The following is a 19,713-nucleotide window of genomic DNA, read 5'->3' as shown; positions in this document are numbered from 1 at the left end:
ATTTGTGACCGCCCAGCGCTTTGATTTTACGCCGATCCGGCGCATATCCCCTCCCGATCCTGCAGGAGACCGGAATGAAGCGCATCGCCTTTTTGATCGTTGTGGCCGTCGTGTTTGCTTTGATGGCAGGTGCGGTTGGCCTTCGTGCGCTGATGTCAGCGGATGCGGGCGCAGGCGCAGAGATGCGCGGCGGACGCGCCATGCCCGTCGCCGTGATAGCGGTGGCAGCACGCGAGTTTTCCGAACTCGTCGAGGCACTGGGCACGGCGAACGCGAATGAGTCCGTTGTTATCACCGCGACGGTGGCCGACCGGATATCCCGCGTCGGCTTTGATTCCGGCGATCAGGTCAATGCGGGCGATATTCTGGTCGAGCTGACCGATACCGAGGCGGCGGCAGGCCTGACCGAATCACGTGCGGCGCTGCGCGAAGCCCAGCGCGAGCTGGAACGCACCCGCGAGCTGGCCGAGCGCGGCATCGCCTCGCGCGCCCGACTTGATGAAATCACCTCCGGCATGGAACGTGCCCGGGCCCGCGTCGCCGGGCTTGAGGCACGGGTCGCCGAACGCATTATCCGTGCGCCGTTTGATGGCGTGGTGGGCCTGCGCAATGTCAGCCTGGGCGAGTTGGTGCGGCCGGGTGATGTGGTCGCGCAGCTGGATGATGTGAGCATTATCAAGCTGGATTTCACCCTGCCTGAACGCTTCTTGTCCGTGCTGTCCCCGGGGATGATCATCCAGGCGCGCGCGGCCGCCTTTCCCGAAACCGAGTTTACCGGCGAAATCGTCAACATCAGCAGCCGCATCGACCCGGTGACCCGTACCGTCACCGTACGCGCCGAGATCGACAATGAAGACCGCCGCCTGCTGCCCGGCATGCTGATGACGGTGCAGCTGCGCCGCGATGTGCGCGAGCGCCTGGCTGCGCCGGAGACGGCCATCACCCGGTCGGGCGACCGGGTCACGGTGTTTGTCTTGCGCGAGGCGGACGAGGCGGTCACGGTCGAGCAGCGGCGTGTCGAGCTGGGCCAGCGCCAGGCCGGATATTTTGAAGTTCTTGAGGGGCTTGAGCCGGGCGAGCGCATCGTGATGCACGGCGTGCACCGCCTGCGCGACGGCATGCCGGTGCGCATCCAGGCCCGCGCCGAACCTTCAGCCCCGCGCGTCGCTGCCGCCGCACAGAGCACTGCGTCATGACCCTGTCCGATATCGCTGTCCGCCGTCCCATGGCCGCCTTCGTGGCGAGCGCGTTGATCATTGTGTTCGGCATTCTCGGTCTGCGCGACCTGCCCTTGCGCGAACTGCCCGACGTGGACCGTCCGGTGGTGTCGATCAATGCCGACTTCCCCGGTGCCAATGCCGAGATCGTGGAGAACCGGGTCACCGAACCGCTGGAAGCCCAGCTGTCGGGCATTGACGGGATCGAGGAGATTTCCTCGCGCACCGAAGACGGCGACTCGCGCATCACCGTGACGTTCGGCCTGTCGCGCGATCTGGAAGCCGCCGCCAATGATGTGCGCGACGCGGTCAGCCAGGCGCGCCGCCAATTGCCCCAGGACGTGGAGGAGGTGCGGGTCAACAAGCAGGATTCCGATGCGCGTCCGTTCATGTGGTACAACCTCATGTCCGAGACGATGACGGCCGAAGAGCTGACCGACTATGCCAACCGTTTTCTCCTCGACCGGCTGACCATTATTGACGGCGTCACCAATGTGAATATCGGCGGCAATCGCCGCTACGCCATGCGCATCTGGCTCAATCCCGCCGCCATGGCGGCGCGCCAGGTGACCGCGTCGGACATTGAAAACGCCATTCGCACCGAGAATATCGAAGTGCCTGGCGGCTCGCTGGAGACCAGCGGCTCCCAGATCGCCGTGCGCGTGGAGCGCCTGTTCACCAGTCCGGAAAGCTTTGCGCGCCTGCCGGTGCGCACCCTGCCCGATGGCCAGGTGATCCGGCTGGCCGAGGTCGCCGATGTGGAGCTCTCGGCTGAAGAGCCGCGCGCCATGTTCCGCGGCAATCAGCAAAGCATGATCGGCCTGGGGTTTATCCGGCAGAGCCAGTCGAATGCCGTGGAGGTCGCCTCGGCCATCCATGCCGAGATGGACCTGATCCGTGCCCAGTTGCCGGATGACATGGACCTGATCGTGGCCAATGACGAGACCGTGTTCATCCGCGAATCCATCCGCGAGGTGTGGATGACGCTGGCCGTGGCGGCGACGCTGGTCGTGCTGGTGATCTACCTGTTCCTGGGCAGTTTCCGCTCGGCCATTGTGCCCGCCGCCGTGGTGCCGGTGTGCCTGATCGGCACCTTCGCCGTGCTGTCCATGTTCGGTTTTTCACTCAACATCCTGACCTTGTTGGCGCTGGTTCTTGCCATCGGACTGGTGGTGGACGATTCCATCGTGGTCATCGAGAACATCCAGAGGCGGGTGGATCTGGGCGAACCGCGCATCACCGCGGCGCTCAATGGCGGGCGTCAGGTGTTCTTTGCCGTTGTCGCCACGACAGCCACGCTTGTGGCGGTGTTCACGCCGCTGGTTTTCCTGCCGGGTCTGATCGGGCGGTTGTTCACAGAGCTGGCGGTCGCCATTGCCGGCGCGGTGATCCTGTCGAGCTTCGTGGCGCTGACCCTGTCGCCGATGATGGCGTCAAAGCTGGCGCGTCCCAGTGTCAATCTGCGCGGCCCGGCGCGCTGGGTGGACAACCTGACCAACAAGGCGCGGGCGAATTATATCTCCTCTCTGAAAGTCGTGGTGAAGGCACCCTGGCTGGTGATCCCGCTTGTCCTTCTGTCGGTGGGCGGTTCGATCTTCATGTTCGCCCAGCTGCCCGGCGAGCTGACGCCGGACGAGGATCGCGGCAGCTTCTTCGGCCGGTTCTCGGCCCAGGAAGGCGCCAGCTTCGAGTTTACGTCCGAGCAGGCCCTGATCGTGGAAGATACGATCATGGACTATGTCGAAGGCGGCGAGCTGCGCCGGCTTCTGGTGGCTGTGCCCGGATTTGGTGGCGGCGGCGGTGATTTCTCCAGCGGCATCGTGGTGGGGTCCATGGTTCCGCAGGGCGAGCGCCGCGCAGGCCAGGAAATCGTCAACGAGATCAACGGGCGCCTGGGTGAGCTGACGGGTGTGCGCGCGTTTGTGACCATGCGCGGCGGCCTGGGCGGCGGCGGTGGCGGCGATGACGTGTCCATCGTGATCCTGGGCCCGGAATACGACCAGCTCAACGCCGAGGCCGAGGCAATGATCGAGGCGATCCAGGCCGGCAATCCGAACCTGCAGCGCCCGCGCAAGAACTTTGAGCCCAATTCGCCGCGCCTCGTGGTGGAGATTGATCGCGAGCGCGCCGGCGCGCTGGGCGTGTCGGTGGCCGAAGTGGGCCGAACACTGCAGACCCATCTGGGTGCGCGCCGGGTCGGCCAGTTCATCGACCGGGGTGAAGCCTATAACGTGATCATGGAGAACCGCTCAGCCGACCGCTCCGGCGGCGGGGATCTGGAATCGCTCTATGTTCGCGCGCGCGGTGGCGAGCTGATCGCGCTGTCCAATCTGGTGTCCTTGCGTGAAACCGGTGAATCCTCCACCCGCAACCGGCTGAACCGCCAGCGCGCGGTGTCTGTTTCGGCCACGCTGGCCGAAGGCTACACGCTGGGTGAGGCCGTGGCCTGGCTGGACGGCTACGCCAACGACAATCTGCCCAATGACATGAGCACGCAATACACCGGCTCGGCGCGCGATTTCCTGGATTCCAACAACGCGATCCTGTTCGCCTTCGCCATGGCGCTCCTGATCGTGTTCCTGGTGCTGGCCGCCCAGTTTGAAAGCTTCATCCAGCCAGCGGTGATCATGCTCACCGTGCCGCTGGCCGTGGCGGGCGGATTGTTCGGCCTGTACATGGCCGGGTCATCGCTGAACATCTATTCGCAGATCGGATTGATCATCCTGATCGGTCTGGCGGCCAAGAACGGCATTCTGATCGTGGAGTTTGCCAATCAGGTGCGCGACGAGGGCAAAAGTGTGCTGGACGCGACGCTGGAGTCGGCCGGAACACGCTTCCGCCCGATCCTGATGACCGGCATCTCGACCGCTATCGGTGCCCTGCCGCTGATGCTGGCCAGCGGGCCGGGATCGGAGAACCGGGTGACCATCGGGGTGGTGATCTTCACCGGCGTGATGGTGGCAACCCTGTTCACCCTGTTCGTGGTGCCGGCGGTCTATGCTTCGGTGGGCCGCTTCACCAAGACCCCCAACTGGGTGTCGCGCCAGCTGGCGAAGGAACAGGACAAGGCGCTGGCCCCGGGCAGCGCGGCCCCCGCCGAATAGGGGCAGCGCCCTAACCGAACGCCTGACGCCACAGGAAGATCACCACCACGCCCTGGAACAGGAGCGGGATGGCAAGACCCAGCGCGCCTGCGGCGGCCGCGAACAGCATTAGCAGGCTGCGCGGCAGGCGCATCGCGTTGGCCTTAAGGCGCTCGGCCGGTGTCGCATAGGGCGAGCGCACGATCTCGTCGAGATCATCAAAGCCGCCGCGCGTCAGCAGGATGGCGATCCAGACCAGCGCCGCGATGGCGATCCCGGCGCAGATGATCAGCCAGGTGCGATAGGCACCCGCTTGCGTGAACTCATTCCAGTCAACTTCGATGCCCCAGAGGTCCATCGCGCGTCCTTTTTGCGGCGAGACGCGTCAGCCCTCGGCCCAGCGCAACATCGCCTCGATCCCCGCCACCACGCGCGGAGCATGGCGCGTCACGAAGTCCGCGTCGAGGCTCTCGCCGGCGGCCAGCGCATTGAGCGCTGCTTCGCCATCGAAATCCACGAATGCGAGGCGCAGTGACAACTCGCCTTCAGGACGGCCAAAGGCGGAGCCGGGCAGGGTGGCGGTCCCGGTCTCCTCCAGCAGGCGCTCGCACAGGGCCTCGCTGGTGGTGATCCCGCGCGCGGCCAGCCGCGCGCGCAGCGCCTCGAAATTGGGGAAGGCGTAGAAGCCGCCGCGGATCGGGTTCACGGCTGCGCCCGCGCGGGTCAGGCGCTCGGACACGTAGCTGGCCAGTGCTGCCAGGATCGCTCGGCAGCGCTCCAGATAGAGCTCGATCTCGGGCCCGCCCTCGAACCCGGCGATGGCGGCGTGCTGGATGGGTGCCGAGACCGAGGTGTAGGTTTCACTCGCCGCCGCCGACATGCCCTTGCGCAGCCAGGCCAGCGCCTTGGGGAAGGCGAAGAAGCCGAGGCGCCAGCCGCCCGCTCCGGCCCATTTGGACAGGCCGTCGGAGATGATGGTGCCACCGCGATACTCGCGCGCCATGGAATGGTGCTGGCCATCGAACTGAACCCCGCCATAGATTTCGTCCGACAACAGCAGGAGCCGGTGATCATGGGCGGCGGCGGCGATGTCACGCAGCGCCTCGCGGGTATAGGCGGTGCCGGTGGGATTGCCGGGCGAGTTGAGGATCAACAGGCGCGGACGCTCCGGGTCCGGGGCGCAGATGGCGCGCAGGGATTTGGCGGTGACGCCGAGCCCGGTTTCGGGATCGGTGGGCAGCCAGGTGATCGGCCGGCCCAGAATGCGCGCCTGGGGCGCGTAGCTGACCCAGCTGGGCGTGGGGATCAGCAAATCGCCGTAATAGACCATCTGCAACAGGAACATGAGTTCCTTGGTGCCCGGCCCGATGAGAATGTCTTCCGCGTCGAAATCCAGCCCCTGGGTGCGCTTGAGATAGCTGCAGATCGCCGTGCGCAGGGACGGCAGTCCTTGAACGGGCAGGTAATCTTTCTCGTGCGCGTGGGCACGCAGGCGGCGCTGCATCACATCGGGCACCGGGAAGGGCGACTGGCCCAGACCCAGGCGGGAGATCTGGCGGCCTTGCGCCTGCAGTGCGGCAGAGCGCTCATTGATAGCCAGCGTGGCCGACAGGCCAAGCCCGCGGACGTTGAGATTGAGCTGGACACTCGGCGAAACCGTCTCAAGTCCGGGGGCCGCGGAGATCGGGTCAGGCATGGGTAGGGATCAGTCCGGCTGCTTCAGGCCATGGGCGAAGAGTTGGGTGAGATCGGAAAAGAACACACCCATATCGAGCGGGCGCGCCGCGTCACCTTTGAGGAGCCGCTGGTGCAGGACAGCGATGAGCACCGGCGCATAGAGCGCCAGTGCGGCGTGGCGTACCGCATCGCCGCGCGTGCCTTCGGGATCGAGGCTGGGTGCCAGGCGCGACTCGATGGCTCTGAGCGAAGGCTCGATAATGGTGTCGAGATAGGCGCGGGCCACCAACGGATCATGGATGGATTCCACCAGCGCGAAGGCGTGCGCCTGGGCGAACTGGTCGGTGTCCGCGCCTTCCAGCGCCATGTCGCCATAGCCGCTGACGGCCGCTTCCAGGCTCTTCTGCGGCTGCGCGCAGCGCTCAAGCCAGTCGCGCGCGCCGTCAGCGAACAGCGCGATAATGGCGATCACCACGCCCTGACGGTCATTGAAATAGTGGCGCAAGGTCGGCTCGGACACGCCGGCCCGGATGGCGAACTGGCGCAGGCTTACCGGCGCAGACCGGTCGGCCACGGCGGTGCGTGCGAGGATGTGGAGCAGTTCGGTCTTGCGATCGCTGACGCCGCGGTCGGCCCGCGCTGCAGTTGCTGCCATGACGGCCCCCTGATGTATCGTGTGCGCGCCGCCCGCCGCCCCGGAGGCGGAATCAGCGCGGGTCTGATCGGTTACTCTAGGCCGCACGGGACAAGAGGTCACCTTTGAGGGACGGTTCGGGCCGCCCGGCGCAAAATCCGCATGCATCTGCCTTGTCATGAGCAAACACTATTGCATATACAATACACGAGCCACGATAGCGTGGCGCACTCGCCCGCATGCGGGCTTCAATGAGGGAGGATCCCGATGAGCATCGTCACCCGACTGGCCAGCGCGCTCGCCTTGAGCGCCGGTGTCGCCGGCGTCAGCGCCGCCCCGGCGCTTGCCCAGGCCTATGTGTCCGGCTCGGCCGGCTTCAATCTTCAGAGCGACAGCTCGAATTCCGGCGCGTTCACGCGCGATTTCGTCACCGGCGATGGCGTGGCCGTACCGCCCGGCGTCACCTTGCCATCGGGCACAGAGGCAGGCTGGACCACAGAGTTTGATACCGGCCTGTTCGTGGCGGGTGCAGCAGGTTTCCGGTTCAGCGAGAACCTGCGCCTTGAGGCCGAGATTTCCTGGCTCAGCGCGGACGTGGACACCCACCGTGACGTGCAGGCGGGTGGCAATGCGCTGGGCGCGGCTGACGCCGCAGTGCTGATCACCGGGTCTGCGCCGCTGGGTGTGACTGTTGCCGATCTGGTCGCAGACGGCCGCGGCGATGTGCGCTCGCTGGGCTATGCGATCAACGGCTATTACGATTTCCCGATCCCGGATACGGACTTTGCCCTTTATGCTGGCATCGGTCTGGGCCTGTCCGAGCTGCAGGTAGACTACCGCCCGTCGGATGTCGGCATCATTGATGACACCAAAATGGTGGCGTTCTGGCAGGTGATGGCGGGCGGGTCGTTCGACATCGCGCGCAATACCGCGCTGTTCGCAGGCTACCGCTACCGCCGTCACAACGAGGCGGATGTGCAGTCCTCGTTGATCCCGGCCAATCTGAACGTCGAGGCACGCAGCCACATCCTCGAAGCCGGGGTGCGGTTCACCTTCTAGCCCCCTGTCCCCTGTGAACCGGACAACCGGCCCAGAGAGCGCCCTGCAGATGTGCCCCATCTGCAGGGCGTTTTCTTGTGCTTGCAGGCCAAGCGCGCCTATCGTGCGCCGCAACGCAAACAATGCTCGCAATATGAGGAGACCGCCCATGCGCGCCCTGGTCTGCAAGGACTTCGCACCCTATCAGCAGCTGACCGTGGAGGATGTGGCCGAGCCTGCTCTGCCGGCAGGCTTCGTCATGCTGGACGTGAAGGCGGCGGGGGTGAACTTCCCCGACATCCTTCTGGTCGAGGGCAAGTATCAGATGAAGCCCGAACTGCCCTTCATCCCCGGCATGGAGGCGGCGGGCGTCGTCAGCGCCGTGGGCGAAGGCGTCACCGGTATCAAGACCGGCGACCGGGTGATCGCCGCGACCATGCTGGGCGCGTTTGCCGAGAAAGTGCCGGTGCATGCCAGCCAGGTCGTGCCCATGCCCGCCTCCATGAGCTTTGACGAGGGTGCGGCACTGACCACCATCTATGGCACGAGCTGGCACGCGCTGAAGGACCGCGCGAAGCTGAAAGCCGGTGAAAGCGTGCTGGTGCTGGGCGCGGCAGGCGGGGTGGGGATCGCCACGGTGCAGCTGGCCAAGGCGGCGGGCGCACGGGTGATCGCGGCAGCCAGTTCGGATGAGAAGCTGGCTTTCTGCCGCGAAAACGGTGCCGACGAGACGATCAACTACTCAACCGAGGACCTCAAGGCGCGGGTCAAGGAGTTGACGGGCGGCAAGGGCGTGGACGTGGTCTATGATCCCGTCGGCGGCGATCTGGCCGAGGCGGCACTGCGTGCGTCTGGCTGGGATGCGCGCTATCTGGTCATCGGTTTTGCATCCGGGCCGATCCCGAAAATCCCGCTCAATCTGGCTCTTCTGAACAGCCGCAATATCCTGGGCGTGTTCTGGGGGGCCTGGGCCGGGCGCTTCCCGCGCGAAAACGCGGGCAATATCAAGGAAATCTTCGACATGTTCGAAGCCGGCAAGGTCCGCCCGCCGGTGTCGGCGGGCTATCAGCTGGCCGATTACGCAAAGGCATTCGAGGACCTGCTGGAGCGCCGGGTGCGGGGCAAGGTCGTGCTGAACCCCTGAGGCGCTCCCCCCCGCTTTGCCAGCAATCTAGAGCAGCCGGGGGCGGGGGCGTTCACCGCGGATATGAACCGTCTCAACATCGGAGAACTCCGATGGCGGGACGTAGTCGCGGCGGAACCAGGGATATTGGGCGGAGTCGAAAATCTCGCGCAGCCAGTCGATGACCTTGCGCGTGCGCGTCACCCGGCGTTGGTCGGGGTGATAGACCATCCACAGCGTGATCGGCACTTGCAGCTCCAGATCCAGGTGGATCAGGGTGGGCTCCACACGCGCAGCGTAGGTCGGCAGGAGTGAAATCACGCCGCCGGACTTGACCGCCTCGATCAGCACGATGGCACTGTCGGTGGTCAGGGACGGGTTCATCATCTGCTTGATGGCGGCCGCTTCGCGCGGCCAGTGCGTCTGTTGCTCGCGGTAGCTGACAATATCGGCTGTGCGGTGATTGAGCACATCCGCCAGTCCTTTGGGCGGGCCGTAAGTATCAAGATAGTGCCGGGACGCAAACGGAACGTAGTGCAAAGTGGCCAATTCTGTGGCCACATGGCTCATCCGTTTCGATTCGGACATCTGAAGAACGATGTCGGACTGGTCGATAGAGGATTCGCCCTCCGTGCGTGTGCTGATTTCAAGTGAAATGTTCGGATTGGCTTCAACAAAGCTGGTGAGATGACGCGCCAGCCAATAGCCTGCCACGCCTTCCGGGGCGGTCAGGCGCACCCGGCCGGCGTCTGCGCGGTCTGCCTGGTGGGCGATGCGTTCAATGTCCCCGGCCGTGCTCTGCATGATCTGGACCTGTGTCCAGATGCGTTCGCCCACATCGGTGAGCTCGATGCCTTCGGCGAGGCGGGTGACCAGCTTGGCACCAATGCGCGTTTCCAGCTGGTCGAGACGCCGGCTGACGGTCGGCTGGCCGATGCCCATCTTGCGCGCCGCCCCGCTCATGGATCCGGCCGCCACCAGCGCATGGAAAATGCGCAAATCATCCCAGTCGAATACAGGCGCTTTGCCAGTCATCAGATCAACCTAAGCGTTTTTTGCATGGGGGGCATTCCGCAATCGCAGAGGCGCAATCCGCGCCGCATTGGTAAACAAAGGCTTAACTAGGACCGGGGATGTTATGCGAGATGAGTGTATGCTCTCCAGCGCCGAAGGGCCAGATGCCCTGCGGACAAGACGGCTGCTTGCCGTGCTGGCAGAGCATGCCTTCACGCCATCGCAGTGTCTGGACGATATTCGCGCCGCGCTAGAACTGGGTGCGAGCGCCCTGGGCGGGGAGCTGGTCACAGCCGAAACCGTCGCGGCCTGCGAGGCGCGCACTCGGCGCTGCTTTTTCATCCGCCATGGGGAGGCGGGTGCCGCCGACGGTTTCATCGCCCTGCTCTACCTCAATGATGCCGGTTATCAGGCGCTGATGTATGGCCGGTTCCGGCCTGACGAGCCTGATATGGGCCATCTGGCGGCACCTCACGAACGCGCCCAGGCGATCTATGTCTGGTGCCTGGCGGGCCGGGAGGCGGACGACAAGCGCGCTGTGGTGCGCGCCGTTACCGAGGCGCGCCGCGAGGCCTTCCCTGACATTGCGCTGTTCGCCCGCCCGGTCAGCCGGGAAGGACGCATGATGACAGCGGCGCTGGACGCGCCGTCCGCCGGTGCCGCCTGGCTGGGCTGGGTGCCGGCCAACTATAAACCGGGAAAGGGGAGCTGAGATGGACGGTACGCCGCTCTCCGAGTTCGAACCGCCCGTGATCGTACGCGTTGCGCGCACCATGGATGATATCCAGCGCGTCGCTGTGGTGCGTGCGCTGGTCTACATGTCCGAGCAGGCCTGCCCGTATGAGGAAGAGTTCGACGGGAATGATCTGTCCGGCGCGACCCACCTGATCGCTGAAGCCGGGACCGAGCCGCTGGGCTGCCTGCGCCTGCGCTGGTTTGCCGATTTTGCGAAGGTGGAGCGGGTGTGCGTGCGTCCGGGCCACCGTCAGGGCCGGGTGGCACGCACGCTGATGACTGACGCCATCCAGCTCATCCGCCGGAAAGGTTACCGGCGCTTTGTCGGTCACGTGCAACAGCACCTCATCCCATACTGGAAGCGCTATGGCTTCATTCACCGGGCCGAGCGCGGTGTGTTCGTATTCTCAGACAGGGCCTATGCCGAAATGGAAGGGCGCTACGAGCCGCTGGCCAATGCGCTGAATATTGACAGCAACCCGCTGGTTCTGGATCGTCCTGAAGGGGCGTGGGACCGTCCCGGACCGTTGGACAAATCGGTGCAGCGCGGCGTGGCACCTGACCAGTTCAACCGGCGGCCCGCGCCGGCTGCGCAGAGCGCGGGTGACACGGCAATCACGCAGAACGCGCAAGAAAAGGCTGACTGACATGATGCCAGGGACCCCGGTTTTGCTGTGCCTCGATCTGCAACAGGAATTTGTGACGCCAGGACGGCCGTGGTCAGACCCGGACGGCACCGAGATCGCGCTCACTTGCGCGCGCATCATCGAGGCGGCCCGTACGGCAGGCTGGTCGCTGGTGCATGCCCAGCTTCACCAGGGCGCGCCGATGATCGCCGGCCACGGCCTCACCCAGCCCATTCCCGGATGTGAGCCGCGCCCGGGCGAGGTGCTGCTGCGCCGCGCGGGTGTGTCGGCCTACGCGCACCCGGATCTCGATGGCATTCTGGAGGGCGGTGACCCGGTGTCGGCTTTCGTGATCGGCTTCTCGGCACCCATGTCCATGACCGCGACCCTGTTTGACGCCGCTGACCGCGTCCATGCCCTCAGCCTGATCGAGGAAGCCATAGGGGCGGCCGATGTGGGCGAATGGGGAGCCGAACACACACGCGCCCTGTGCCTGGACACCGCCCGCAAGATGCACCGCGCGGTGCGGCTGAGCGATGTGAAGGGGCTGGACATGCCGGCCGTAACGGCGCCGGGCGGGTGCCGCATCGCCTGAGATTGTCCCGCCGCAAGGCAGGCGCGGCTTGCCTTGACGCGCGCGGAGTGGTCGTCTGACCGGGACAGACAACTCGGGAGACAGTCATGATCCGCCGCCATCTGACCATTGCACTTACCTCAGCCATCACCGCCGCCAGCCTTGCGGGGGCGGGTGCCGCTTGCGCACAGGACGCAGAAGAGGCCGCCGCATCCCGTCCCGCCTGGGCTCTGGTGCTGCATGGCGGTGCCGGTGTCATCGAGCGCGGTGCCATGGACGCCGAGACTGAAGCGGCCTATCGCAGCGCGCTTGGCGATGTGCTGGCGCTGGGCGCCTCCATGCTGGAAGCCGGTGCGCCGGCAATGGACGTGGTGGAGGCCATGATCCAGGTGCTGGAGGATGATCCTCTGTTCAATGCCGGGCGCGGGGCAGTCTTCACCTCGGAGGGACGCATCGAGCACGACGCCTCGGTGATGCGCGCCTCGGACATGCAGGCTGGTGCCATAGCGGGCGTGCAGGGCGTGCGCCATCCGATCTCGCTGGCGCGCGCCGTGATGGAGGACAGCCCTCACGTGATGCTGCAGGGGCCTGGTGCCGAAGCCTTCGCTGACGCGCAAGGGTTGGAGCGTATCGACGAGAGCTATTTCTTTACCGAGCGGCGCTGGCGTGCCCTGGAGCGTCAGGTCCAGGCTCTGGGCCTGCCCGTGCCGCCGCGCCCTGACGGGGCACCCGACCCCGAGCCGGTGCGCGAGGGATTGCTGGAGCAGATGGATCGTGAGCACCGCTTCGGCACGGTGGGCGTGGTTGCGCTGGACCGCTCCGGCGAGATGGTGGCGGGCACGTCTACCGGCGGCACAACGGCCAAGCGCTGGGGCCGGGTCGGCGATTCGCCGGTCATTGGCGCAGGCACCTATGCCGGCAGCGATTGCGGGGTCTCGGCGACGGGCACGGGCGAGTATTTCATCCGCCTGTCGGTCGCAGCCCGTATCTGCGCGCGTATCGAACTGGCCGGCGAAGACGGGCAGAGCGCCGCAGACACAGTCATCCAGGATGAACTTACCGCCATGGGCGGTGATGGCGGGGTGGTGATGCTCCATGCCGGCGCGCCGCTGTGGAGCTTCAACACCTCCGGCATGTACCGCGCCGCGCAGATCGCCGGCGGCGAACCGGTGGTCGCGATCTTCGAGGACGAGGGCTAGGCCAGGGCGGGCTCCGGGGCTTCCCCGCCGCGCATCAGCGCAGCGGGGAAGCCGTGTCTGCGCGCCCGCTGGCGCGTCTCAGCCCTATTGCACGAAGGCGCGCACATCACGCGCCAGCGCCTCGATGGAGGGCTGGTGCAGATACATCATGTGCCCGGCCTCGTAGTAGGTCAGCGTCACCCGCTCCCGGTCAAAGCCGGGACGGTTGAACACCAGCTCCACAGGATAGAAAGGCGTGGCCTGATCATACAGCCCGTTGGCGGCCAGGACGCGCAGATCCCGGTTCTGGCGCATGGCGCGTTCCAGCCACGGTGCGACATTGACGTAGGAATTGCTTCCGCCCGCCTCGCCCGCATCCCAGTTCCAGCTGGGAATGCCGCCCAGCGTCACGTAAGGCGTGGTGATCTCGACCCCCAGATTACGGGTGAAGTGGTCCAGCATCGCGGCGGTGTAGGCGCCATCAATGCCGTAGCCCGACGGATCGCCTTCCGGGCCTTCACGCACGGCGTCGGGCTCGATGCCGGTAAAGCGGGAATCGAACCGTCCCACCGACAGGCCCTGATCGCGCAGGAGCTCGGTGCGGAAGCGGTTGAGATTCACGCGCAAATTGGCCCGGGTCACATAGTCCGCCGACAAGCCGGTGAAGGCCGCATAGCGCGCAGCGATCTCGCGCTGGCGGGCTTGCGGCAAGGACTGGCCGCGCAGGATGGCGGGCAGGTATTCATCACCGGCGAACGTGCGCGCCTCGTCAAGGAAGCGTTCCCGGTCACCGCCCCAGGCGGCCTGGTCGACGCGGTCATGATACCAGGCGGTGGCTGCGAAGCCCGGAATCGCCGCGGCGAAGGCGATTTCATTGCCGGCATTGGTCCGGTTCAACGAGAAGTCCAGGATGGTTGAGACGAGCACCACGCCATTGATGGACACGTCATTCCAGCCCAACTCCATCTGGCGCATCAGCGCGCCGATCCTCGTGGTGCCATAGCTCTCGCCAATCAGGTATTTGGGCGAATTCCAGCGGCGGTGCTCGGCCAGCCAGCGGCGGATGAACTGACTGATGGCTTCGGCGTCTTCATTGACGCCCCAGAACTGCGAGCCTTCGGTATCGCCCAGCGTGCGGCTCCAGCCGGTGCCGACCGGATCGATGAATACCAGATCGGCGCGATCCAGCAGGGTTTCGGGGTTCTCGCGCACATCATAGGGCGCGGCACCGTCATCTTCCGCGTCCGAGGGCAGAACCACGCGCTGCGGCCCGAACACGCCCATGTGCAGCCAGAGCGATGCCGAGCCCGGCCCGCCATTGAAGATGAAGGCGACAGGGCGCGTGCGCGGATCGGTGACGCCCTCGCGCAGATAGGTGGTGTGGAAGATCGCGGCGGTCGGCGTATTGTCGGCGTCACGCAGGAACATCTCGCCCGCGATGGCGCGGTAGCGGATGCGCTGGCCATTGGCGGTAACCTGCCCCTGGCTCTCCCAGCTGCGCGGCTCGCTTTGCTGCGGCGTGCCCGCATCGTCTGCAGCGATAGCGGGCGCGGCGGCAAGCAGCACGGCACCCAGCGCCAAAATGGCGAAACGGATCATGGTCTTCCTCCCCAGGAGCTATCAAGTATTCCGTGGCGCAATGGAGACGCGATGGCCGGTCCGGTCAAGCGCCAGCCGGTCACGCTGGCGTGAGGGCGGACCGCCATCAACAGGCCGGCGGCGCTAGTTCAGGCGCTCTGCCACGCCGGGCACGCCGCCCTGCGCCGCCAGACCGGTCAGGTCATGGACCTCGCCCGACCAGGGCGTCAGCGGTGCCGAGCCCGCGATACCGATGAAGTAGTCGGTGATTTCGGCTGCCGGCCCACCATAGAAGAAGGGCAGAATGGGCGTGAGATAGCCGCTGACCGCGCTCAGCCGCGGGCCGCTTACATAGGGGCTGCCTTCGCCCGATATGCGGAAGGCCGCCACCCGCGCCTCGCCCATCGACGCTTTGAGATCATTGATGCCACGCATGCGATAGAGCAGCGGGACGTCATAATTGATTGGCAGGCCGACATAACTGGCACCGCTACCGCCCTGGAGGGGCTCCGGCAGGGCCTGTGCCGGCAGCATATTGACGCACTCATTGATGCACAGTGTGTTGAGCGCGGCGACCGAGCCTTCGAAAGCCCCGCCCTCGCCGTTGAGATACATGGCCAGGGTTGGCGCATCGTTCACGCTTGTCTTGCTGGAATGTCCGAGGCCCCAGAGGCCGTAGAAATGACGCTCCGGGTCCAGTGCCGCGACGGTCAGGGCGTGATTGACCATGTGGGTGTAGCGCGAGGCCCCTGCCTCGAATTCCAGCGCCCGGGCGCCCAGCTGCGCATTGAGCGCCTGAACCGCGCCGAAGCTGCCAAAGCCCGGCTCCGCACCCTCGGGGCGCTCGGCGCTGAGGGCGGCGAGGCGGTCAGCATCGCCCAGACGGTCAATGCCGACAAACCAGATCCGGCGCGCCTCGGGCAGGGCGGCGTTCAGCTCGCGCAGCCGCTGGAGCTTGGCGAAAAATTCCTGATTGGCCCATTGGGCGTCGATCTGGGCCCAGCCGTCGAACACGCCGCGCGCCGCTGTTTCATCGCCGGTTTCGAGATAGTGATTGAACGCCATGGCCTGATCGGGACCGAGCTCGGCCAGATAGGTGCGCGCCGGGCCTTCGCTGGCGAAATACGCCACCAGCGCCAGATCGATAGCCTGAACTGCGCGGAAGCCATGCATCTCGCCGAGTATGACGAAGCGGGCCTGGTGGACGCTGTCATCAAACCGGAAACCGGGCACCTCGGCGGTCAGGTCAATCCCGGTGCGGTGCGCGTTCAGCCAGGCGCGATGATCGCCGCCGCCAAACCGGTCCTGCAGGACCGGCCAGAATGGCAGCGCGATAACGCCCGTGATGATCAGCACAATGAGCAGGGCAATCGCGCCCAGCACTTTCAGGATAATCTTCATCGTCCCCCCCTCATGCGCCATCGGTGCCCCCTCGATGCACCACACAATAAGATGATGCAGGCAAGCGCTGGCGCGTTGCAAACGAAAGGTGGCGCGGCTAAGCCGGAAACGCAGCCCTGCATTCACCCAGCCAATGTCCGAAGCGCCATGACCCTGATCCTCGCCGACCCTGCAAAGACGCCCTTTCTCGCCGATCTTGAGGCGCGCGGGCTGCTGAGCGCGAAGACGCCGGAACTCACCGACGCGCTGATCGCGTCGGAGCGGCTGCCGCTCTATGTCGGGTTTGATCCGAGCGCGCCGAGCCTGCATGCGGGCAATCTGATCCCGCTTCTGGGCATGGACCGGTATCGCCGCCGGGGCGGGCAGGTGATCGTGCTGCTGGGCGGTGCCACCGGCATGATCGGCGATCCGTCAGGCAAGGACGCCGAGCGCAATCTGCAGGCTGAAGAGGCGGTGCTGGCCAATATCGACAGCCAGCGCAAGCAGTTCGAAGCGCTGTTCGCGGCTACTGACGGGCCGGCGCCGATCTTCGTGAACAATGCCGACTGGTATCGGGGCATGGACGTGATCGCCTTCCTGCGCGAGGTGGGCAAGCATTTCTCGGTCAATGCCATGCTGCAAAAGGACTCGGTGAAGAACCGCATCGAGAACCGTGAGCAGGGCATCAGCTTCACCGAATTCACCTACCAGCTTTTGCAGGGGTATGACTTTGTCCACCTGCACCGCACGTATGGCTGCCGCATCCAGATGGGCGGATCAGACCAGTGGGGCAATATTGTCGGCGGAGTCGATCTCCTGCGCCGCATGGACGGCGTGCAGGGTCATGCGATCACCTATTCCCTGCTGACCAATTCGGAAGGCAAGAAATACGGCAAGAGCGAAAAGGGCGCGGTCTGGCTCGATCCCGAGCTGACCAGCCCGTACGAGTTCTACCAGTTCTGGCTCAACTCCGCCGACGCCGACACGCCCAAATTCCTGGCGTGGCTGACCGATATTGATCTCGATTGCCTGGAAGAGCTCAAGAACGCCCCGGCCCATGAGCGCCGCCCGCAAAAGGCGCTGGCCGAACTGCTGACCGCGCGTGTGCATGGCGCGCGCGCAGCGGCCCTGGCCGAAGAGGCGAGCGCGGTGATCTTCTCTGGCAAGTCGGACAGTTTAAGCGGGGAGCTGATCGCCATGATCGCGCGCGCCGTGCCGACCCTCGAAGCAGACGAGGGACCCTGCCTGCTGATCGATGCGATGGTGGCCCTGGGCGCTGCAGCCTCAAAGGGCGAGGCGCGCCGGCTGATCGGGCAGAATGCGGTGTCAGCCAATGGCGTGAAACTGAACGAGGAAGGCGCTGACCTGCGTGATCACCGGGCTGGCGCGGGCGCCGTGGTGCTCTCGGTGGGCAAGGCCAAACGCTTCCTCGTCCGGTTCGATAGTCAATAGGCCGATAGGGGCCTGCAGGCTCTAGTAGGCTGGGCGCCAGACACCGTCCGCGCCCTGGCACATCAGGACTTGCGCGCCATTTCCAGCGCCCATGTGGCGGCACGCGGCACCGGGCCGCGGGGCGGAATAGCCGCTGCTGCCGGCGGTGGTGATGCGCGCCTGGGACTGGTGCTGAGGCTGGGGCTGATAGCCATAGTCCTCGCCGCCCAGAAGGCCGCCGGACGAACCGGCATAGGCGTCATAGCCGTAGCCGTAATCATCTCCCGCATAGCCGTCATAGCCGTCATAGCCGTAGCTCTGCTGGCTGTAGCCTTGCTGCTGGCCATAGGACTGCTGCTGGTAGCCGCCCTGATTATAGGGTTGCTGGTAAGCCTGCTGCCCGTAGCCGGTCTGATAGTGTCCGCCGGCGTGGCCGTAACCGCCGCGTTGACGCGGGAACTGATTGCAGTCGGTATTGCCAGTGATGGCGGCGCCGGCCAGAGCGCCGATGGCACCGCCGGCGATCACCGCCCCGGAATTCGACTGGTTGGAGCGCTGGGGCTGCTGGTAGCCGCCGCGATATCCGCCCCGGTGTCCGCCCCGGTATCCACGATGGCCGTAGCGCGGAGCCGGCGCGGTGTTGCGCGGCTTGGTGGCGTTATGGATTTGCGCACCCGCCACGGCACCCAGCAGGCCGCCCACCACAGCGCCGGTCACCGAGCGGTTTTGCTGTTGGCGTACGCACTGCTCGTAGGTCATCGAGGAGGTCTGATAACCGTGGGACTGGGCCGCGTAGTACTGGGCCGAGGCGTGGGGCGCCGCAAAGGCGGCCGCGGACACGGCGGCGAGGGATACGAGAGCGTATTTCATGTCGGTCTCCTTGGCTGACCGGGCGGAAGCGGGGCCTCCATCCGAAATCTTACCCAAACCCTAAGCGGTTGGCGATGAGCTTGAGATGAACGGCGCATGGACCTCTTGTTCATGCGGTCCGGCCAGACAAAAGCGGGCCCGGCGATCAGCCGGACCCGCTCTCCCGTCCCCGGACATGTCCCCCCGGACTGCCCGAGCGCTTATTGCAGGCGGGCGACCTGCCACCGGCCGTAGCCGTCGCGGCACATGCGCACCCGGTCATAGGCGACCTGGCCGTTGGGCATGAAAATCTCCGCGTCGCCCCAGCGGCACTGGCGCGAATTCCAGGTGTGGTAGTCACGGGCGTAAACCACACCGCGCACACCCGAATGCGGATTGTGCCAGTAGAAGGGATTGCCCGAGCTGAACGACTGGTGGACGCCATAGGTATAGTGGCCCCGGTCGCAATCATTCAGCGTGGCACCAATGCCCGCACCCAGAAGGCCGCCGCCCAGATAGCCATAGGCGTCGCCATCGCTGACCACCGCGCCGAACAGGGCACCGATCAGTGCCCCCGCGAGCACGGCATCGCCGCTGGGACGGCAGAAGCTGTCCACATAGTTGAAGGTGCGGCTGGAGTAATGGGTCTGGTAGCGCGTGTGGTAGCGCCAGTTATTGCGCACCGGATAGTGGTGGATGTGCCGGTACACGACCCGTGTGCGCGGCGCGTGATGGTGCACCGTGCGGTGGCGCGGCGCCTGGTATTGCGGATGGCGCGGCGGCGCATAGTGGCGCTGGGGGTGGCGCTGCTGCTGATAGTGGCGCTGCGGCGCACGCGCGCTGTAGTGGCCGCCGCGATGCTGCTGTCCCGCATGGTGGGGACGGCGGTCCCCGCGATACGGGTTGGAGCGATCCGGTCCGCGGCCCTGATGGACCTGCGGATTGCGGCGATTGTCCCACTGATCGCGGCCTTGCCCGCCGCGGGCGTGCTGCCGGCGGTCATGGTCGCCCTGAACGCCGCGGCGGTCGCGGTGATCGGGTGCCCGCCCCTGCGGGCCGCGCGGGGGCTGATTGACGACGGCCTGTTGCGGGCCACCACGCTGGCCCTGCCATTGGCCGCGGTCGTGGCCCTGCCATTGGCCGCGGTCGCGGCCCTGCCACTGGCCCCGGTCGCGGCCCTGATAGGCCTGCGGGCGCTGGGCACCCGGCGGCTGATTGCGCATCTGGGGATCGCGGCTGCCGCGGTCGGGGCGATGCGCCCCGCGGTCGGGACGGTGCGCACCCTGCAGCTGCTGGCGCGGCGGTGGTGCGGGCCGGTCAGCGCGGCGCTCCGGGCGGCGGGCCGCGTCACCGCGGTGTTCCTGGCGCGCACCCCGACGGTCACCGCTCTGCTCGCGGCGATGCTCCTGACGGGCCCCGCGGCGCTCGCCGCGATCACGCTCCTGAGCCGCGCTGGCGGCCTGGGCGGAGATGTGGACGGAAGGAACCGCTAGAAGATCGGGCGCAGTAGCAAGGATCGCCGCCAGCGCCGTTGCTGCGAAGAGCTTGGTCATCATCGCGCAGGGCCTTTCTGTTC

At 66.1% G+C, this 19,713-nt stretch carries 18 protein-coding genes; 10 read left to right on the top strand and 8 right to left on the bottom strand.

What is annotated here, in order from left to right:
- Positions 1-74: 74 nt before the first annotated feature.
- Both L2D00_07140 and L2D00_07135 read left to right on the top strand, forming a co-directional pair.
- Positions 75-1,196: an efflux RND transporter periplasmic adaptor subunit gene (locus L2D00_07140; GenBank protein WBQ14443.1), complete on the top strand. Its 1,122-nt coding sequence runs from the start codon at positions 75-77 to the stop codon at positions 1,194-1,196.
- Positions 1,193-4,321: an efflux RND transporter permease subunit gene (locus L2D00_07135; protein ID WBQ14442.1), complete on the top strand. Its 3,129-nt coding sequence runs from the start codon at positions 1,193-1,195 to the stop codon at positions 4,319-4,321. Before L2D00_07140 ends, L2D00_07135 begins: the two co-directional genes overlap by 4 nt.
- Before the next feature lie 10 nt (positions 4,322-4,331).
- On the opposite strand, the gene L2D00_07130 is transcribed toward L2D00_07135, so the two are convergent.
- The 3 genes from L2D00_07130 to L2D00_07120 are packed head-to-tail and all read right to left on the bottom strand — an operon-like array spanning position 4,332 to position 6,632.
- Positions 4,332-4,658: a hypothetical protein gene (locus L2D00_07130; GenBank protein WBQ14441.1), complete on the bottom strand. Its 327-nt coding sequence runs from the start codon at positions 4,656-4,658 to the stop codon at positions 4,332-4,334.
- 27 nt (positions 4,659-4,685) lie between these two features.
- Positions 4,686-5,996 carry an aminotransferase class I/II-fold pyridoxal phosphate-dependent enzyme gene (locus L2D00_07125; GenBank protein ID WBQ14440.1) on the bottom strand — a complete coding sequence of 437 codons (1,311 nt, stop codon included), beginning with the start codon at positions 5,994-5,996 and terminating at the stop codon, positions 4,686-4,688.
- Positions 5,997-6,005: 9 nt separating this feature from the next.
- The gene (locus tag L2D00_07120) at positions 6,006-6,632 is read right to left on the bottom strand and encodes a TetR/AcrR family transcriptional regulator (GenBank protein ID WBQ14439.1); all 627 of its coding nucleotides are present in this window, start codon (positions 6,630-6,632) and stop codon (positions 6,006-6,008) included.
- Positions 6,633-6,878: 246 nt separating this feature from the next.
- Here L2D00_07120 and L2D00_07115 point away from each other — a divergent pair, with 246 nt between their 5' ends.
- Positions 6,879-7,670: an outer membrane beta-barrel protein gene (locus tag L2D00_07115; GenBank protein WBQ14438.1), complete on the top strand. Its 792-nt coding sequence runs from the start codon at positions 6,879-6,881 to the stop codon at positions 7,668-7,670.
- A gap of 148 nt (positions 7,671-7,818) precedes the next feature.
- Complete coding sequence (locus tag L2D00_07110; GenBank protein ID WBQ14437.1) at positions 7,819-8,793, top strand: NADPH:quinone oxidoreductase family protein; 975 nt, start codon at positions 7,819-7,821, stop codon at positions 8,791-8,793.
- Between the two features lie 27 nt (positions 8,794-8,820).
- Here L2D00_07110 and L2D00_07105 read toward each other — a convergent pair whose 3' ends face one another.
- A complete protein-coding gene (locus L2D00_07105; GenBank protein ID WBQ14436.1) occupies positions 8,821-9,807 on the bottom strand; it encodes a LysR family transcriptional regulator in 987 nt (328 codons plus the stop codon).
- Between the two features lie 118 nt (positions 9,808-9,925).
- On the opposite strand from L2D00_07105, the gene L2D00_07100 reads away from it, so the two are divergent.
- From L2D00_07100 to L2D00_07085, 4 genes are all read left to right on the top strand, one after another.
- Positions 9,926-10,498, top strand: coding sequence for a hypothetical protein (locus L2D00_07100; GenBank protein ID WBQ14435.1), 573 nt, complete (start codon positions 9,926-9,928; stop codon positions 10,496-10,498).
- 1 nt (position 10,499) lies between these two features.
- Positions 10,500-11,168 (top strand): GNAT family N-acetyltransferase, encoded by a 669-nt coding sequence (locus L2D00_07095; GenBank protein WBQ14434.1) that lies wholly within the window; start codon positions 10,500-10,502, stop codon positions 11,166-11,168.
- A gap of 1 nt (position 11,169) precedes the next feature.
- A complete protein-coding gene (locus L2D00_07090; protein WBQ14433.1) occupies positions 11,170-11,742 on the top strand; it encodes an isochorismatase family protein in 573 nt (190 codons plus the stop codon).
- A gap of 86 nt (positions 11,743-11,828) precedes the next feature.
- Positions 11,829-12,920: an isoaspartyl peptidase/L-asparaginase gene (locus L2D00_07085; protein WBQ14432.1), complete on the top strand. Its 1,092-nt coding sequence runs from the start codon at positions 11,829-11,831 to the stop codon at positions 12,918-12,920.
- A gap of 84 nt (positions 12,921-13,004) precedes the next feature.
- Here L2D00_07085 and L2D00_07080 read toward each other — a convergent pair whose 3' ends face one another.
- Entirely contained in the window at positions 13,005-14,498 is a 1,494-nt protein-coding gene (locus L2D00_07080) for a peptidase S10 (GenBank protein ID WBQ14431.1), read from the bottom strand.
- A gap of 123 nt (positions 14,499-14,621) precedes the next feature.
- On the bottom strand, positions 14,622-15,878 hold the full coding sequence (locus tag L2D00_07075; protein WBQ14430.1) for a hypothetical protein: 1,257 nt from the start codon (positions 15,876-15,878) through the stop codon (positions 14,622-14,624).
- 147 nt (positions 15,879-16,025) lie between these two features.
- Here L2D00_07075 and tyrS point away from each other — a divergent pair, with 147 nt between their 5' ends.
- Positions 16,026-17,309, top strand: a complete 1,284-nt coding sequence (tyrS, locus tag L2D00_07070; GenBank protein WBQ14429.1) for a tyrosine--tRNA ligase — start codon at positions 16,026-16,028, stop codon at positions 17,307-17,309.
- Positions 17,310-17,330: 21 nt separating this feature from the next.
- Here tyrS and L2D00_07065 read toward each other — a convergent pair whose 3' ends face one another.
- The gene (locus tag L2D00_07065) at positions 17,331-18,158 is read right to left on the bottom strand and encodes a hypothetical protein (protein ID WBQ14428.1); all 828 of its coding nucleotides are present in this window, start codon (positions 18,156-18,158) and stop codon (positions 17,331-17,333) included.
- Between the two features lie 200 nt (positions 18,159-18,358).
- On the bottom strand, positions 18,359-18,847 hold the full coding sequence (locus tag L2D00_07060; protein ID WBQ14427.1) for a hypothetical protein: 489 nt from the start codon (positions 18,845-18,847) through the stop codon (positions 18,359-18,361).
- On the opposite strand from L2D00_07060, the gene L2D00_07055 reads away from it, so the two are divergent.
- A complete protein-coding gene (locus L2D00_07055; GenBank protein WBQ14426.1) occupies positions 18,836-19,630 on the top strand; it encodes a hypothetical protein in 795 nt (264 codons plus the stop codon). The two genes, L2D00_07060 and L2D00_07055, sit on opposite strands and share 12 nt — an antisense overlap.
- Positions 19,631-19,713: the final 83 nt, after the last annotated feature.

The sequence above is a fragment of the Hyphomonadaceae bacterium BL14 genome, from assembly GCA_027627705.1.
Lineage (GTDB): Bacteria > Pseudomonadota > Alphaproteobacteria > Caulobacterales > Maricaulaceae > Oceanicaulis.
Note: the sequence above shows the minus strand (reverse complement) of the source record. Positions and strands in the feature narration are given on the sequence as shown.